12 protein-coding genes are annotated in these 16,742 nt (G+C 67.7%); 6 read left to right on the plus strand and 6 right to left on the minus strand.

Annotation, left to right across the window (positions count from 1 at the left end; translation table 11 throughout):
- Positions 1 to 34: 34 nt before the first annotated feature.
- On the plus strand, positions 35 to 382 hold the full coding sequence (gene nirD, locus F3J15_RS21585; RefSeq protein WP_069251750.1) for a nitrite reductase small subunit NirD: 348 nt from the start codon (positions 35 to 37) through the stop codon (positions 380 to 382).
- Between the two features lie 16 nt (positions 383 to 398).
- Complete coding sequence (locus tag F3J15_RS21590) at positions 399 to 4,586, plus strand: bifunctional nitrate reductase/sulfite reductase flavoprotein subunit alpha (protein ID WP_166893925.1); 4,188 nt, start codon at positions 399 to 401, stop codon at positions 4,584 to 4,586.
- Positions 4,587 to 4,629: 43 nt separating this feature from the next.
- On the opposite strand, the gene F3J15_RS21595 is transcribed toward F3J15_RS21590, so the two are convergent.
- Both F3J15_RS21595 and F3J15_RS21600 read right to left on the minus strand, forming a co-directional pair.
- Positions 4,630 to 5,406, minus strand: a complete 777-nt coding sequence (locus F3J15_RS21595; protein WP_166893927.1) for an SDR family oxidoreductase — start codon at positions 5,404 to 5,406, stop codon at positions 4,630 to 4,632.
- Positions 5,407 to 5,410: 4 nt separating this feature from the next.
- Positions 5,411 to 5,848 carry a heme-binding protein gene (locus F3J15_RS21600; RefSeq protein WP_069251747.1) on the minus strand — a complete coding sequence of 146 codons (438 nt, stop codon included), beginning with the start codon at positions 5,846 to 5,848 and terminating at the stop codon, positions 5,411 to 5,413.
- A 95-nt stretch (positions 5,849 to 5,943) separates the two neighbouring features.
- On the opposite strand from F3J15_RS21600, the gene F3J15_RS21605 reads away from it, so the two are divergent.
- The 4 genes from F3J15_RS21605 to F3J15_RS21620 all read left to right on the plus strand — a co-directional run bounded on the left by F3J15_RS21605 (position 5,944) and on the right by F3J15_RS21620 (position 11,672).
- On the plus strand, positions 5,944 to 6,858 hold the full coding sequence (locus F3J15_RS21605) for a LysR family transcriptional regulator (protein WP_205190907.1): 915 nt from the start codon (positions 5,944 to 5,946) through the stop codon (positions 6,856 to 6,858).
- Positions 6,859 to 6,938: 80 nt separating this feature from the next.
- Positions 6,939 to 7,373, plus strand: a complete 435-nt coding sequence (locus tag F3J15_RS21610; protein WP_069251745.1) for a hypothetical protein — start codon at positions 6,939 to 6,941, stop codon at positions 7,371 to 7,373.
- 427 nt (positions 7,374 to 7,800) lie between these two features.
- Complete coding sequence (gene mprF / locus F3J15_RS21615) at positions 7,801 to 10,395, plus strand: bifunctional lysylphosphatidylglycerol flippase/synthetase MprF (RefSeq protein ID WP_089447816.1); 2,595 nt, start codon at positions 7,801 to 7,803, stop codon at positions 10,393 to 10,395.
- Positions 10,392 to 11,672, plus strand: coding sequence for a virulence factor family protein (locus F3J15_RS21620; RefSeq protein ID WP_166893931.1), 1,281 nt, complete (start codon positions 10,392 to 10,394; stop codon positions 11,670 to 11,672). The genes mprF and F3J15_RS21620 overlap by 4 nt, the downstream gene beginning before the upstream one ends.
- A gap of 78 nt (positions 11,673 to 11,750) precedes the next feature.
- Here F3J15_RS21620 and F3J15_RS21625 read toward each other — a convergent pair whose 3' ends face one another.
- The 4 genes from F3J15_RS21625 to F3J15_RS21640 form a co-directional block, all read right to left on the minus strand.
- Positions 11,751 to 12,161: a DUF934 domain-containing protein gene (locus F3J15_RS21625; RefSeq protein WP_089447814.1), complete on the minus strand. Its 411-nt coding sequence runs from the start codon at positions 12,159 to 12,161 to the stop codon at positions 11,751 to 11,753.
- Positions 12,158 to 13,942: a nitrite/sulfite reductase gene (locus F3J15_RS21630; RefSeq protein WP_166893933.1), complete on the minus strand. Its 1,785-nt coding sequence runs from the start codon at positions 13,940 to 13,942 to the stop codon at positions 12,158 to 12,160. Before F3J15_RS21630 ends, F3J15_RS21625 begins: the two co-directional genes overlap by 4 nt.
- Positions 13,943 to 14,339: 397 nt before the next feature.
- On the minus strand, positions 14,340 to 15,560 hold the full coding sequence (locus tag F3J15_RS21635; protein ID WP_205190903.1) for a Xaa-Pro peptidase family protein: 1,221 nt from the start codon (positions 15,558 to 15,560) through the stop codon (positions 14,340 to 14,342).
- An 81-nt stretch (positions 15,561 to 15,641) separates the two neighbouring features.
- Positions 15,642 to 16,682: a hypothetical protein gene (locus F3J15_RS21640; protein ID WP_205190904.1), complete on the minus strand. Its 1,041-nt coding sequence runs from the start codon at positions 16,680 to 16,682 to the stop codon at positions 15,642 to 15,644.
- Positions 16,683 to 16,742: the final 60 nt, after the last annotated feature.

The raw sequence follows: 16,742 nt of genomic DNA on the forward strand, positions 1-16,742 counted from the left end.
GACCGACACCCGCGTCTTTTCCAAGGAGCCCATCATGAACGATCGTCTTCCGCTGTCCTGGACCCGCGTGTGCCCGCTCGACGACATCGTGCCGAACACCGGCGTGTGTGCCCTCGTCAACGGCGAGCAGGTCGCGGTTTTTCACGTCGCGCATGCCGAAGTCGGCGGCGTGTTCGCGATCGACAACGTCGATCCCGTGTCGCAGGCGGCCGTGATGTCGCGCGGGCTGATCGGCAGCCTCGGCGAGCGCGTCGTCGTCGCGTCGCCGCTGTACAAGCAGCACTTCGACCTGCGCACCGGCGAATGTCTCGAGGCGCCCGAGCAGTCGGTGAGCGCGTATCCGTCGCGGGTCGAGGACGGTTTCGTGTGGATCGCAGCCTGACCGCCCCGGAGCGCGCATGACCGCCACCCCTGTCAAGAGCGTGTGTCCGTACTGCGGCGTCGGCTGCGGGATGGTGCTGCACGTCGAGGAAGGCGAAGTCGTCAAGGTGTCCGGCGACGCCGACCATCCGACCAACTTCGGGCGGCTGTGCACGAAGGGCTCGTCGGCGCACGTCGCGCTGCGCCGCTCGGGGCGGCTCGACCGCGCGTTCGTGCGCCGGGCGCGCGAGGACGACCTGGTGCCGTTTCCGGCCCGCGACGCGATCGCCGACACCGCGCGCCGCCTGCGCGCGGTGCTCGACGCGCACGGGCCCGACGCGCTGTCGTTCTACGTATCGGGGCAGATGTCGATCGAGGCGCAATATCTCGTCAACAAGCTCGCGAAGGGCTTCGTCGGCACCCAGAACATCGAGTCGAACTCGCGCCTGTGCATGGCGAGCGCGGGCACCGGCTACAAGCAGTCGCTCGGCGCGGACGGCCCGCCCGGGTCGTACCAGGATTTCGATCGCGCGAACCTGTTCTTCGTGATCGGCGCGAACATGGCCGACTGTCATCCGATCCTGTTCCTGCGGATGATGGATCGCGTGAAGGCCGGCGCGAAGCTGATCGTCGTCGATCCGCGCCGCACCGGCACGGCCGACAAGGCCGACCTGTTCCTGCAGATCCGGCCGGGCACCGATCTCGCGCTGACCAACGGGCTGTTGCATCTGCTGCATGCGAACGGCCGCACCGATGCCGCGTTCATCGATGCATACACCGAAGGCTGGGACGCGATGCCCGCGTTTCTCGCCGACTACACGCCCGAGCGTGTCGCCGACATCACCGGGCTCGCGGAAGCCGACCTGCGCACGGCCGCGCAATGGATCGGCGACGCGCAGGAGTGGATGAGCTGCTGGACGATGGGGCTCAACCAGAGCACGCACGGCGTGTGGAACACCAACGCGATCTGCAACCTGCATCTCGCGACGGGCAAGATCTGCCGCCCCGGCAGCGGTCCGTTCTCGCTGACCGGCCAGCCGAACGCGATGGGCGGGCGCGAGATGGGCTACATGGGCCCCGGGCTGCCGGGCCAGCGCTCGGTGGCGTCCGACGACGACCGCCGTTTCGTCGAGAACCTGTGGCGCGTGCCGGCCGGCACGCTGCGCAAGGAGGCCGGGCAAGGCACGGTGGACATGTTCTCGCGGATGGCGGCCGGCGACATCAAGGCCTGCTGGATCATCTGCACGAACCCGGTCGCCACGGTGCCGAACCGGCAGAATGTGATCGCCGGGTTGCAGGCCGCCGAGCTCGTGATCGCGCAGGACGCGTTCCTCGACACCGAGACCAACCGCTATGCGGACATCCTGCTGCCCGGCGCGCTGTGGGCGGAAGGCGACGGCGTGATGATCAACTCCGAGCGCAACATGACGCTGATGCGTGCGGTGATCGCGCCGCCGGGCGACGCGCTGCCCGACTGGCGCATCGTCGCGGAAGTCGCGCGTGCGATGGGCTTCGGCGATGCGTTCGACTATGCGTCAGCGGCCGACGTGTTCGACGAGATCGTGCGCTTCTCGAATCCGGCGACCGGCTATGACCTGCGCGGCGCGAGCCATGCGGCGCTGCGCGACGGGCCCGTGCAGTGGCCGGTCGCGCCGGGCACCGCGCGCGAGCGGCACCCGATCCGCTACCTGAACGACGGCGTGAGCCAGACGCTGCGTCCGGCCGCCGACGGCCACGACGCGCCGCGCCTCGCGTTCCCGACGCCGTCGGGCAAGGCGCGCTTCTTCGCGCGGCCGCACGTCGATCCGGCCGAGCTGCCCGACGACACGTTCCCGATCGTGCTGAACACCGGGCGGCTGCAGCATCAATGGCACACGATGACGAAGACGGGCAAGGTCGCGATGCTGAACAAGCTCAATCCGCGCCCGTTCGTCGAGCTGCATCCGGACGATGCGAGCGCGCTCGGCATTGCCGCGAAGGACAGCGTCGAGATCCGCTCGGCGCGCGGCCGCGCGGTGCTGCCGGCCGTCGTGACCGAGCGCGTGCGGCGCGGCAACTGCTTCGCGCCGATGCACTGGAACGACGTGTACGGCGACGACCTGTGCATCAACGCGGTGACGAACGACGCGATCGATCCCGAATCTCAGCAACCCGAACTGAAATACTGCGCGGTCGCGCTGCGGCGCGTCGAGACCGACGCGTTCGCGTCCGTCGATGAAGAGACCGCGCAACCCGATGCCCGCGCCGACGACGTGCAGCCCGCGCCGGCGCGGGTGCAGGCGACTGCTTCACAGGAATCCGACATGGCAGACATCGACACTTTCGCGGCCGCGCTCGGCGTGGCCGACCTCGCGCCGCCGCCGTTGACGGACACCGAACGGCTGTACGTGGCCGGCCTCGTCAGCGGGCTGAAGGCGAGCGCCGGCCGGCGCGCGGGCAGCGTGCCCGTGCTGCCCGCTGCCGCGCCGCTTACGCCGCCGGTGCGGTTCTGGCTCGACGGGATGCTGGCCGGGCTGTTCAGCCGCTCGCTGCCGGCGAGCGTGCCGGGTGCCGCGGCGCCCGCGCCGACGGCCGATGCCGGCGCGTCCGGCGGCGTGCGGATCGTGCGCACGCGGCCGAAGGTCGTGCTGCTGTGGGCGTCGCAGACCGGCAACATCGAATCGTTGACCGAGGATTACGCGACGCAGCTGATGAACGCGGGCTTCGAGATCCGCACCGCGTGCATGTCCGACTATCCGGTGGCGTCGCTCGCCGGCGCGCAATACGTGCTGCTGATGACGAGCACGTTCGGCGACGGCGATGCGCCCGACAACGGCAGCGAATTCTGGGAAGCACTGCAGGCCGGCAGCGCCGCGCGCCTCGATGGCGTGCACTTCGCGGTGCTCGCGTTCGGCGATCGCAACTACGACCAGTTCTGCGGTCACGGCCGCCGGCTCGACGCGCGCCTCGCGGAACTCGGCGCGGCGCGCCTCTGCGCACGCGTCGATTGCGACGTCGAATTCCAGCGTGACGCCGACCAGTGGCTCGAACGCGTCGTCGCGCGGATCAAGGGGGCCGATGCCGCGCTGCACGCGGTGCCGACCGTCGGGATGAGCCCGTCTGGGCTGCTGCCGACGAAGGCGCATCCGGCACCGTCGAAGCTCGTCGCGAACCTGCGGCTGAACCGTCCGGGCGCGGCGAAGGACACGCGCTACGTGTCGCTGTCGACCGAAGGCGCGAACCTCGAATACGAAACCGGCGACGCGCTCGGCGTGTGGCCGACCAACTGCCCGGAGCTGGTCGACGAACTGCTGTCCGTCACCGCGCTGAAGGCCGATGCGCCGGTGTCGGTGGCGGGCGTCGGCGACATGCGCCTAGGCGATGCACTTGCACGCCACTTCGACATCACGCGCCCGCATCCGGACACGCTCGCCTTCATCGCGTCGCGCAGCGCGAACGGCGCGCTGAAGTCGCTGCTGGGCGACGATCGCAAGGGCGACCTGAAGCAATGGCTGTGGGGGCAGCAGCTCGCGGACGTGCTGCACGAGTTTCCGGTCGAGCTGTCGGGCACGGAGCTGGTCGGGATGCTCAAGCGCATGCAGCCGCGCCTCTATTCGATCGCGTCGAGCCCGAGCGCGCACCAGGGCGAGATCCACCTGACCGTCTCGGCCGTGCGCTATCACAACGGCCGGCGCGCGCGCAAAGGTGTGGCGTCGACGTTCCTCGCCGATCGCGCGGACGACGGCCGCGTGCCCGTGTTCGTGCAGAAGTCCGCGCATTTCCGGCCGCCGGTGAACGGCGACGTGCCGATCGTGATGGTCGGCCCCGGTACCGGCGTCGCGCCGTTCCGCGGCTTCCTGCACGAGCGGCAGGCGCGCGGCGCGCGCGGGCGCAACTGGCTGTTCTTCGGCGAGCAGCACGCGCAGACCGACTTCTACTACGGCGACGAGCTGGGCGAGATGCACGACAGCGGCTTCCTGACGCGGCTCGATCTCGCGTTCTCGCGCGACCAGGCCGACAAGATCTACGTGCAGGACCGGATGCGCGAGCAGGGGGCCGAGCTGTTCGCGTGGCTGGAGGAAGGCGCGCACTTCTACGTGTGCGGCGATGCCGCGCGGATGGCGAAGGACGTCGATACGGCGCTGAAGGCGGTGGTCGCCGAGCACGGCGGGATGTCGGACGAAGCCGCGAACGACTATGTTGCGCGGCTTTCGAAGGCGCGACGCTACATGCGGGACGTGTATTGAACACGCGGAGCGGCGGCGTGCGGCCCGCCGCTCCGCCGCCAGGTTACTGCTGCCGCTCCCAAGCGTGCGCCTGTTCGGCGCGCACGAACGCTTCCGACGATGTCGGCAGCAGGTTGCGGAACGCGCCGCCATCGCTGTCGATCACGTCGACCATCTTCGCGATCATTTCCTCCGGGTCGTGCTGTTCGAGCGGGAACGTCAGCCGCTCGGGCGTCACGGTATGAACGGCCGGATCGTGCCAGCGTCGCGTCGTTTCCATCATCCGGTCGTTGAAGCCCGTGCTGTACGGGCCGGGGTTCACGACCGCGACCTTGATTCCGTGCGGCGCGAGTTCCGCGTGCATCGCCTCGGCCACCGATTCGACCGCGTGCTTCGACGCGCAATAGGCGCCCGTGAACGGCCCTGTGATCAGGCCCGCGATCGACGACACGAACACGATCTTGCCGTGCCGGCGCGCGAGCATGCCGCGCGCGATCTGCTGCGTGAGCTCGAGCGGCCCGAACACGTTCACGTCGAACAGCTCGCGGACGATCTCGACCGGCAGGTCCACCAGCGCGCCCGCTTCGCCAACGCCCGCGTTGTTGACGAGCACGTCGATGTCGAGCTCGGCCGCGCGGGTGCGATCGTGAGGCGACGTGACGTCGAGCTTGATCGCGCGCAGCGCGGTGCCGCGCTGCGTGGCGGCGGCCGTCAGTGCGTCGATTTCGGCGGTGACGCGTACGCCGGCCGTCACGTCGTGACCGCGTTCGGCGAGGCGCAACGCGACTTCGCGGCCGAAGCCGGTGCCCGCGCCGGTGATGAGGATGCGTTTCTGTGCCATGTGCTTACCTTGTGGAGTGGAACGTTGCCGGAAAGCGGTCGCGGCAGTGCTGCGCGATCGCGGTGTCTTCGTCGACGCTGCCGCCCGAGATGCCGATCGCGCCGACGCAATGCCCGTCGCCGTCGACGAGCGGTTCGCCGCCGCCGAACGTGACGAGCCCGCCGTGGCTGTGCTCGATGCCGCGCAGCGGACCGTCGCCCGACATCGCGCCGAGCGCGCCGGTCGATGTGCGAAAGCGGACCGCCGTCAGCGCCTTGCGTTGCGCGAGATCGATCGCACCGAGAAAGCAGTCGTCGGTGCGCGCGAACGCGAGCAGGTTCGCGCCGGCATCGACGATCGCGACGGCGATGCCGGCAACCTGCAGCGATGCGGCATGCGCCAGTGCCGCGTCGAGCGTGCGGCGGGCGGCCGCAAGCGGCAGGGCGGCGGTGAGCGGGTTCATGTTGGGCTCCGATGGGACGACAGCGCCAGTGTAGGCAGTTGCGGTATATGGGAGAATCCGCATTCCGCTCGAAAGAGTTTCAAGTTTTTTTAATGATGAGCAGACGCGATCCGATGGCCGGGCTGCACGTATTCATGACCGTCGCGACGGCCGGCAACTTCACGCGCGCCGCCGCCGCGCTGGGCCTGACGCCGGCGGCCGTCAGCCTCGCGATCGGGCAGCTCGAGGGCGAGCTGAACGTGAAGCTGTTCAACCGCAGCACGCGCGGCGTGAGCCTGACGGAGGCCGGCCAGCACTACTGGCGGCAGACGGAACCTGCGTACCGGCAGGTCATGCAGGCCCGCGACGCGCTGAAGGATGTGCGCAGCGAGCCGAACGGGTTGTTGCGCGTGACCGCGCTGCCGCTGGCGCGCTCGCTCGTGATCGCGCCGGTGCTCGCCACGTTCCGCGAACGCTATCCGAAAGTCCGGCTCGAGATCCGCTACGAGAATGAACTGGTCGATATCGCGAAGGACGGGTTCGATGCGGGGATTCGCCTGGCCGACCGGTTGCAGCCGGGCATGATCGGTGTGCGGATCGCGCCGGCGCTGACGTGTGCGCTGGTGGCATCGCCCGGTTATCTGGCGCGGTATTGCGCGCCGGCGTCGATTGCGGAGCTCGAGCGGCATGCGTGCATCCGTTTCCGGTTCTCGGAGAGCGGGCGGCTGCACAAATGGCTGTTGCGCGACGGGCAGCGCGACGTCGATCTCGATCCGGACGGCGTGTTCGTGACGAACGATGCCGACGCGGTGATCGATGCGGCGCGCGCGGGTGTGGGCATCGCGTTCGCGTTCATGCGAGAGCGGATCGAGCAGGACGTGCGCGACGGCACGCTCGTCGAGGTGCTGGCCGGTGCGTGCCGCACGCTGCCCCCGATGTGGCTGTACTACGTCAATCGCAAGCACGTGCCGGCCAAGCTGCGGGCGTTCATCGACGTACTGCGCGAACGCAACGGCGGGGACGACGCGTAACCGCATCCGCCGGCCCGCTGCAACGGTTGGTTCGACGGCGCATGATGGCGGCTCCAGCCACGAATCCATGGAGTTGCGTGATGACCGTATGCCTGCCGTTCCCGATTCGAACCTTTGCCATTGCTGCAGCGCTGGCCGGTGCCGTGATGTGCAGCGCACCGGCCATCGGCCAGACGTCGACCGTGCCGGCTGGTTCTTCCGCTGCAACATCCGACAACGCGGTTCTGCTCACGGTATTCCTGAAACACGACCAGTCGCGCCCGCTTGCCGAGCTGAATGCGCAGCTCGCGAAGCAGGGGTTCTACAAGGCATTTCCGCCGCCGGGTGTCGAAGTGGTGAGCTGGACCGTGACGATGGGGATCGGGCAGATCGTCGTGCTGCGGTTGCCGGCGTCGCGGCTGCGCGAGGTGAATCGCGTGCTCGAGGATACGGCGTGGGGTGCGTACCGGACGGAGTTCTATCCGACTTACGACTACAAGGCGATCGGGTTGGGGGAGCATGAGCGGGCGAAGTAATGGGGCCCCTGTGGTCCCGGGTTGGGAGACGGAGTGCACCCGTCACTCGGATCAACCGGTCCCCATTTCCGAAGTGCCGCGCCAGCCCGTGAATCCGTCCTCGTCCACGCAGCCCGACCGGGAGAATTTCTCCCAATTCCGCTACCGGCCATTCATCCGATGAAAAAACCCCGCCGGTTCCCGGTATGATGCGCACCTTGCGTTTGTCGGACGCGTTATTTTTGATGCGATTTTTACGCACATGGCACGACAAATCCGCACAATCCGAACTTGAAAGATTCTGTAATATAAATTCCGTATACTCGTAAGTTCTGATCCAGGCGCCGCCTGCCATTTCGCCGGCCGACCGCCCACGCAGAACAACCAGATACGTCGCCGCCTGGCCTCCTCGCGCCGCGACACGCTATGCACCACCACTGAACAACCTATGTCTTCCCGCCACTCTGGTTCGCCCGGCCGCGCCGCGGCGGTGATCGCCCGTGTCCGGGCGCTGATCCGCAACGAGCGCGTGCTGTCGCCGCTGCTCGCGCTCGGCATCGGCCTGCTGCTGATCGTGGTTTTCCAGCACCTGTCGGAATCCGTCGACTACCGGTCGGTGATCCGCCAGCTGCGTCACATGTCCGCCGGCGAGTGGGGCGCGTCGCTGGCCGCGACTGCCCTCAGCTATCTCGCGCTCGTCGCCCGCGACGCGGTCGGCCTGCGCTACGTCGCCGCGAAGGTGCCGCGCGTCGCGCTGTGGATCGGCGCGATCGCCGGGTCCGCGCTCGGTAACGCGACCGGCTTCGGTGCGCTGACGGGCGGCGCGGTCCGCGCACGCGTATATGGCGTGTCGGGCGTCACGCCCGCGCAGATCGGCCGGATGACGGTATTCACGAGCGGCACGCTGGCGCTCGCGATGGTGTGGATGACGGCGATCGGCATGGTCTGCGTGCCGGAGGCGCTCGCCGCGATGCTGCACGTCGCGCCCGGCGTGCTGACGTGGACCGGCGCGGCGCTGCTCGTGGTGCTGGCCGCGATGGTCGTGATGTGCGGCAACACCGCGCGCCCGGTCGTCACGCGCTTCAAGTGGCTGTCGTTCGACGTGCCGGCGCGGCGCGATCTCGTCGCGCAGGTCGTCTATGCGGTATTCGACGTCGTCGCGGCGGGCCTGACGCTGTGGGTGCTGCTGCCGGCCGCGCCGGTCGGCTTCCCGACCTTCATTACGGTTTACGCGGCCGCGTTGCTGCTCGGGATGATCGGCCATACGCCGGGCGGGATCGGCGTGTTCGAAGCCGCGATGGTCTTCACGCTCGGCCGCGAAGTGCCGCCGCACGCGATGGTCGCCGCGCTGATCGCGTATCGCGCGATCTATTTCGGCGTGCCGCTCGTGCTGTCGGCCGGCCTGCTGGCCGGTTTCGAGGGCCGCGCGCTGCGGCGCCGGCTCGTGACGCGGCAGGCCGTGCGCGTGTCGCAGCTCGCACCGGTGTTCCTGAGCCTCGTGACGTTCGCGGTCGGCGGGATGCTGGTGATTTCGAGCGCGACGCCCGCGTTCTGGCACCGGATCGCGATCCTGCGCCACCTCGTGCCGCTGTGGGTGCTCGAAGGTTCGCAGGTGATCTGCAGCGTACTCGGCGTGGCGCTGCTGTTCGTCGCGCGCGGGCTGCTGCGCCGCCTCGACGGTGCTTGGTGGATGACTTTCGCGCTGACGCTCGCCAGTCTCGCGCTGTCGCTGGCGAAGGGGCTCGCGTTCGTCGAGGCCGGCGTGCTCGGCACGCTGCTGGTGCTGCTGCTCGTCAGTCGTCGCCGCTTCAACCGCCATTCGTCGCTGCTGGCGGAGCGCTTCACGGTGAGCTGGTTCGTGTCGGTGGCGATGGTGCTGATGCTGGCCGTGTGGGTGCTGTTCTTCGCGTTCCGCGACGTGCCGTACACGCGCGAGCTGTGGTCGCATTTCTCGTTCGACGCGCGTGCGCCGCGTGCGCTGCGCGCGACGCTTGCGGCCGGCGTGTTCGTCGCGCTGTTCGCGCTGTGGCAATTGCTGCGCCCGGCGCCCGGACGTTTCGTGAAGCCCGCGGAGCAGGACCTGATCGACGCGGAGCAGATCATCCGCGCACAGGAATGCAGCGACGCGGGCCTGGCGCTGATGGGCGACAAGTCGTTCCTGTTCTCGGAGTCGCGTCGCGCGTTCCTGATGTACGCGAAGAACGGCCGCACGTGGGCCGCACTGCACGACCCGGTCGGGCCGCGCGAAGAGTGGCCGGCGCTGATCAGCAAGTTCATTGCGCTCGCGCACGCGCACAGCGGTCGCGCGGCGTTCTATCAGGTGCGCGCGAACGCACTGCCGCTGTATCTCGACGCGGGGCTCACGCTGATGAAGCTCGGCGAGGAAGCGCATATCGCGCTCGACCAATTCGATTTGAAAGGATCGAACCGTTCGCACCTGCGCTATGCGCTGCGTCGCGGCGACAAGGATGCGCTGACGGTCGAGGTCATCGCACCGGACGACGTGCCGGCCGCGCTGCCGGCGCTGCGCGACATCTCGGACGGCTGGCTCGACAGCCGCGACGCGCGCGAGAAGAGCTTCTCGGTCGCCGCGTTCCACGACGGCTATCTCGCGACGCAGTCGGTGATGCTCGTGCGGCAGGCCGACAAGCCGATCGCGTTCGTCACGTTCATGACGACCGACCTCAACACCGAGGCGACGGTCGGCGTGATGCGCCATCTGCCGGACGCGTCGCCGTACGCGATGGAATATCTGTTTACGCAGCTCGCGCTGCATCTGAAGGAAGCGGGTTTCCGCAAGCTGAGCCTGGGCATCGCGCCGTTCTCGGGGATGGGGGCGGCGAAGATGCCGTCGCCGTTGCACCGGATCGGCCTGATGGTCTGGCGCTTCGGCGGCCGCTTCTACAACTTCCGCGGCTTGCGCGCATTCAAGAGCAAGTTCGAACCGAACTGGGAGCCGCGTTACCTCGCGGCCTCGGGCACGGTCGGCGTGTTCGTCACGCTTGCGGACCTGTCATTGCTGGCTGGAGGTCGGCGTTCATGATGTTGAAGAAGGGAATCGCGCGGGCGGCAGCCGCCTGCGCGGGAATGATGCTGGCCGGCGCCGCGTGCGCCACGCAGCCGGCCGCGATGAAGGCCGAAACCGTATCGGGCGGCCGCTACGGGCCCGTGACCGTGACCAAACCCAGCGGGCCGCTGCGCGGCTTCGTCGTGCTGTTCTCGCGCGAGGCCGGCTGGAATGCGGCCGACCAGCAGGCCGCCGATGCGCTCGCGAAGGCCGGTGCGATGACCGTCGGCGTCGATTCGGAGCGGTATGCGATGAATCTCGCCGCGAAGCAGGAGACCTGCCACCACCTCGACGGCGACGCCGAAGCGGTCAGCCACCAGCTCGAACGCCTTGCACAGTCGTCGCGCTATTTCACGCCGATCGTCGCGGGCGTGGGCCAGGGTGGCGCGATCGCGAAGCAGATCCTGTCGATGGCGCCAGAGAATACGATCGCCGGTGTCGTATCGGTCGATCCGGCCGCCAAGCTCGATCCGCGCTTCAAGCCGTGCCCGCCCGATCCGACGATCGTGCGCCGCGCGATGCCGGGCTTCGTCGAAACGGCGGCCACGGGCGATTCCGCGAAGCTCGTGTCGCTCGTCACGTCGCATCTGCGGGACACCACCAGCGGCGACGAACTCGACGTGTCGGACCTGCCGCTCGTCGAGCTGCCGGCCAAGGGCGGCAACGGCCAGCTCGCAATCGTGATCTCGGGTGACGGCGGCTGGCGCGATCTCGACAAGACGATCGCCGAAGCGCTGCAGCGCGACGGCGTGTCGGTGGTCGGCATCGATAGCCTGCGCTATTTCTGGAGCGAGAAGCCGCCGGCGCAGGTGAGCCGCGATCTCGCGCGCGTGATGCGCACCTACATGGCGCGCTGGCATGCGAACCGCGTGGCGCTGGTCGGCTATTCGTTCGGCGCCGACGTGATGCCGTTCGCGTACAACCGGCTGCCGGCCGACCTGCGCGACAAGGTCGCCGTGATGTCGCTGCTCGGCTTCGCGCCGGCCGCCGATTTCCAGATCCGCGTGACGGGCTGGCTCGGCATGCCCGCAAGCGACAACGCACTGAAGGTCGCGCCGGAAATCGCGAAGGTGCCGCCGCAGCTCGTGCAGTGCTTCTATGGCGCCGAAGAGAAGGACACGATGTGTCCGGCACTCGTGAACACGGGCGCCGACGTGATCAAGACGCAAGGCGATCACCACTTCGGCCGCAACTACATCGCGCTCGAGAAGAAGATCCTCGGCGCGTTCGGCAAGCCGGTCGCGGCGCGCTGAACGCCGGCGCCCGCTTCGCGGCGGGCGCCGGCCGGTAGCTTCCGGTTCATCGTACGGGCGGCCTGCGGGCCGCCCGTTTCATTTTCCGGCGGGCATCGCCGTTCGCGCATCGTGCTGGTAGAAGCCCGTGAACCGGTCGAGCTGCCGCCGCGCGGCCGTGATGTCCGTACCGTCGCCGAGCACCGCGCTCGAGAACCCCGTGCGTTCCATCAGCAGCAGCTGGTCGACCAGCACCTCGCCGGTCGCGCGCAGGTCGCCGGCGAAGCCGTAGCGCTTGCGCAGCAGGTACGCCTGGCTGTACGCACGCCCATCGGTGAACGACGGAAACACCAGGTCGATGCGCGCGGCCCGCGCGATGTGTTCCGTGAGCGGCGGCAGTTCCTCGTCGTTGCCGATCGTCAGCGTCGCCGTGTCGTGCTGCTGCGCGTCGCCGGCGTGTTCGGCCGGCGTCAGCAGCCGGATGCGTGCGGTCGGGTGTTCGTGCTTCATGCGTGCTCCACCTGATGGCGCGCGCCGTTCGCGGCGGCCTTGAAGGGTTCCGTGCCGATGCGGCGAACGGTGTCGATGAATCGTTCGCTGCGGCCGTCGTCGTCGATTCGTGCGTCGAGATACGCGTTGACGATCGCATCGACGACATCGACGATCTCGTCCGCCGAAAACGACGGGCCGATCACCTTGCCCGGCCGCGCGGGGCCGCTCGCGGTCGAGCCGTCCGAGCCGCCGAGCGTGACCTGGTACCACTCGGCGCCGTCCTTGTCGACGCCGAGGATGCCGAGATGGCCGCTGTGATGATGGCCGCACGAGTTGATGCAGCCGCTGATGTGCAGGTCGATGTCGCCGACGTCGTGCAGCATGTCGAGATCCTGGAAGCGCTCGGCGATCGCATCGGCGATCGGGATCGAGCGTGCATTCGCGAGCGCGCAGAAGTCACCGCCCGGGCACGCGATCATGTCCGTCAGGAGTCCGACGTTCGCGCTGGCGAGCCCGATCGCACGGGCGTTTTCCCACAACAGGAACAGGTCGTCGACATGCACCCATGGCAGCACGACGTTCTGCGTGTGCGTGACGCGCGCCTCGCCGGCCGAGAACTGGTCGGCGAGATCGGCGAGCGCGTCGAGCTGGTCCGGCGACGCGTCGCCCGGTGCCTGCAGGCGGCGCTTGAACGACAGGGTGACGATGCGCAGCGCCGGGTCGCGGTGGTCGGCCACATTGCGTGCGAGCCAGCGCGCGAAGGCCGGATGGCGTGCGGCCTGGGCCGACAGGCGCAGGTTCGCGTCACGCAGGCTGACCGTGCGCGGCTTGAGCCGCGGCGGGACGAACGATGCGGCGACGCGATCGAACTCGATCTGCGGAATCGTGTGCGGCCCGCCGTCGTGATCGACGATCTGGCGGAACTCCTCCTCGACGTCGTCGATATAGCGCTGTCCCTCGGTCTTCACGAGGATCTTGATGCGCGCCTTGTACTTGTTGTCGCGCCGTCCGTAGCGGTTGTACACGCGGACGATCGCCTCGATGTAGTTCATCACGTGCTGCCAGGGCAGGAACGCGCGCAGCAGCGTCGCGATCATCGGCGTGCGGCCCATCCCGCCGCCGACGCTCACGCGAAAGCCGAGCGCGCCCGCGTCGTTGCGCACGAGCTTCAGCCCGACGTCATGCCAGTCGGTGGCCGCGCGGTCTTCGGTCGCGCCGGTGATCGCGATCTTGAACTTGCGCGGCAGGAACGCGAACTCGGGGTGCAGCGTGGTCCACTGGCGCATCACCTCGGCGAACGGGCGCGGATCGGCGATCTCGTCCGGCGCGACGCCGGCGCGCTCGTCGCACGAGATATTGCGGATGCAGTTGCCGCTCGTCTGGATGCCGTGCATGTCGACGGTCGCGAGCAGGTCCATCACGTCGGCGGCCTTGTCGAGCGGAATCCAGTTGAACTGCACGTTGGTACGCGTCGTGAAGTGTGCACTGCGGGTCGGCAGGCGCAGCGTGCCGAGCAACGCCTGCGCGTCGCATGCGGCGCGGTAGGTGGCGTCGTCGGGCACGTCGTAGTCGCGTGCGATTCGCGCGAGCACGCGCAGCTGCGCGCTCGACAGTTCGCCGTACGGGACGGCCACGCGCAGCATCGGCGCGTGGCGCTGCACGTACCAGCCGTTCTGCAGGCGCAGTGGCCGGAATGCGTCTTCGCTCAGCGTGCCGTGCTGCCAGCGTTCGAGCTGGTCGCGAAACTGGGCGGCGCGGCTGTGCACGAGCGCCCGGTCGAAAACGGTATATCGATACATGACGTGATACGCGAGAAGCGCCGCGACGCGGGTTGCGCGCGGCTCGGACAGACGTTGCGACGGGTGTCGGGCAACGGAAGACAGCGTAGGGAACGCGGTGCGGCGGGACAAGCAGCAGATCGGGACGAAAAGGGCGCAGCAGATGGCCGGCGTGCATTCCCGTGACACGGTTGGACGCCGGCGTGGACGACATCGTGCTCGAGAAGAGGATTTCTCTGCACGTTCGGCAAGCCGGTGGCGGTGCGCCGATCCTATACGTCGGGGCGAAAGCGACACCACCCCGACGCGCCATGTTCACGTAAGCGTCACCTGATTTTCGATTGCAGTGCCCGGCGTTGCATACCGTTGCGGCGACGGACTCAAACAATGGCCCCGCGGGATCGGTCTTGCGCGGCGTTCACGCGAGCAGACGTTGCTCGAACGGGTAGTCGGACAGCAGTTCGAGCTGGCCGTCGTCGCGCACGTACACCTGTTCCTCGAGCTTCACGCCCTCGCCACCCGCCTCGTGGCCGATGTAGCTCTCGATGCACAGCGTCATGCCGGGTTCGATCACGCCGTCATAGCCCTTTGCATCGTTGTCCTCGCGATGGCAGATGTACGGGTATTCGCCTGTCATCCCGACGCCGTGGGCCAGCGCGAAATAGCGGCGTGCACGGTACGGCTGCGGGATCTGCCACGCCTTCGCGATGAATTCCTGGAACGTGGTGCCGGCCTTCACGTTCTCCATGTTCGCGTGAATCTGGTCATAGGCGAGGCGGTATAGCGTCTTTTGCGCGGCGGATGCGGGGCCGTCGCCACATAGGAACGTGCGCGAGAAATCCGCGTAGTAGCCGAAGCGGCCCACCACATCGGTATCGAGCCCGACCAGTTCCCCCGCCTGGATCTTGCGCGGGCTGCTTTCCTGGAACCATGGATTCGTGCGCGGGCCCGAGCTTATCAGGCGGGTCTCGACGTAGTCGCCGTCGGTCTCGATCACATGCTGATGCAGGTGCGACCACAGTTCGTTCTCGCTGATGCCCGGCACGAGGGCAGCCTCGAGCTTGTGCACGCCCGCCTCCGCGGCGCGAAGCGACGCGCGGATCATCTTGATCTCGTTCTTCACCTTGATTGCACGGGCGCGTTCGAGCGGTTCCTGGGCGTCCGAAATCTCGTAGCCGCGCGCCTGCAACGCAAATGCGGCCGCCGATGTCGCGCTTTCGATCGCGATCCGCTTGCCGCCACCGCACGCGCGAACCAGATCGTCGATCTCGTCCGCCCAGCGCTCGGTGACCTGACGCAGCATGTCGTCACAAAAGTAGTACGAGATCGCGGTGGCCGGCCGGATTTCATCCACGGTGTCGAGTCCTTCGGCCAGGAATTCGCATCCCGCGTATTCGAACAGCACTACCTTTCCCTCGGCCGGCACGAATAGATAGCGTGCCGGATTGCGCATCGAATACACCTGCATGTTGCGCGAGCCGGTCGCGTATCGCATGTGGGTAGGGTCGAACAGGATCGCGGCGGTCAGGTCGCGTTTCTTCAGTTCGCGGCGAACCGCGGCAAGCCGGTCGCGCTGGATCTGCGCGATTTCGTCGGCGGTTGGTTCGCAATCTTCCGGGCGGTGAGTCGGTCGGAGCATCGTCATGATGGTAGGGTGAATGTTATGTGTATCAGTAGAACGAAATATGGTGATGGGTTGACCCGTCGGGAACTCACATCGTCAGTCGACCAGATCGTCCGCGCGGACCAGTGTCTTTTCGGCTTCCAGGTGCATTTCGGATACGCGGCCGTACAGCTGGCGGGTTCGTTCGAGGCGGCCGATCACGCCGGGCTTTTTCGAATAGGCGAAGATCGTGGTGTGACGGTCGATGTCGCCGCGTACCTGGGTCACGCGGTGCAGCGAGAAACGGCCCTTGAACAGTTGCAGATCGCCCGGCTGCAGCGTAATCACGCTAATCGGTGCGCGCGTCTCGCCGCGCACCACGGCGCCGACCGCTCCGTAGTTTTCGCCCTCGGGCGACCGGATGTTCGGGCAGTACTCGAAATCGCCGCCTGCCGTGGGTTGCTGCGTCATCATCGATACGATGAATTCGTTGGTGTCGTAGTGCCACGGCTGTTCGGTGCCGGGCGGCATCACGTTCTGAACCAGCCCGGCGTACGGGTCCGCGTATTCCCAGATCTGCGCTTCGCCGAGACAGGCGGCGACGAATTGCTTCATCGCACGCGCCACGTAAATCCTGTGAACGATTGCGTCGGCCGGGATCACATCGCGTGTGACAAATCCGCTCGTGCGATCCATGAAGACACGGCGCGGGTCCGCTTCGGGCAACGACGGATCGTCGGCGGTGAAATATGCATTGACCTTGCGGCTCGAGAAATAGGTCTTTTTCGCGAAGTCGAGCCCCTCGACGCGCGCCTGTTCCAGTGCGGCGGGGCGCAGGAAGCCGCGCAGCACCGCGCTGCCGCTGCCGGCGAGCTGGGTCCGGCAGGTTGCGACCAGGTCGCGCATTCGGGGGTGCTCGGGTTCATGCAACGGATAGCGTTCGGCATCGACGATATCACTCAGATCGGTACATTCTGCGTCTGCGAGAGGCAGGCTTGCTTGCACGGTTGACTCCATTTGCGAGGGGTGAGGACGTTTGTGGCCTGAATTGTTTTCGACAACAATCGGCCTATCGATGCCCCCATGATTTGATCGACAAATTCCATTGCATAGCGAGTAATTTCGATGACTACCATCAGGGATCCCGATTGGTCTCAACTCAGCTCGCTCGACGGGGAACTGGTGCGCGCGTTCATCACGGTGGTCGACAGCGGCGGG

Origin of the sequence: Burkholderia sp. Ap-955 (genome assembly GCF_011753045.1) — a bacterium.
Classification (GTDB): Bacteria; Pseudomonadota; Gammaproteobacteria; order Burkholderiales; family Burkholderiaceae; genus Burkholderia; species Burkholderia lata_D.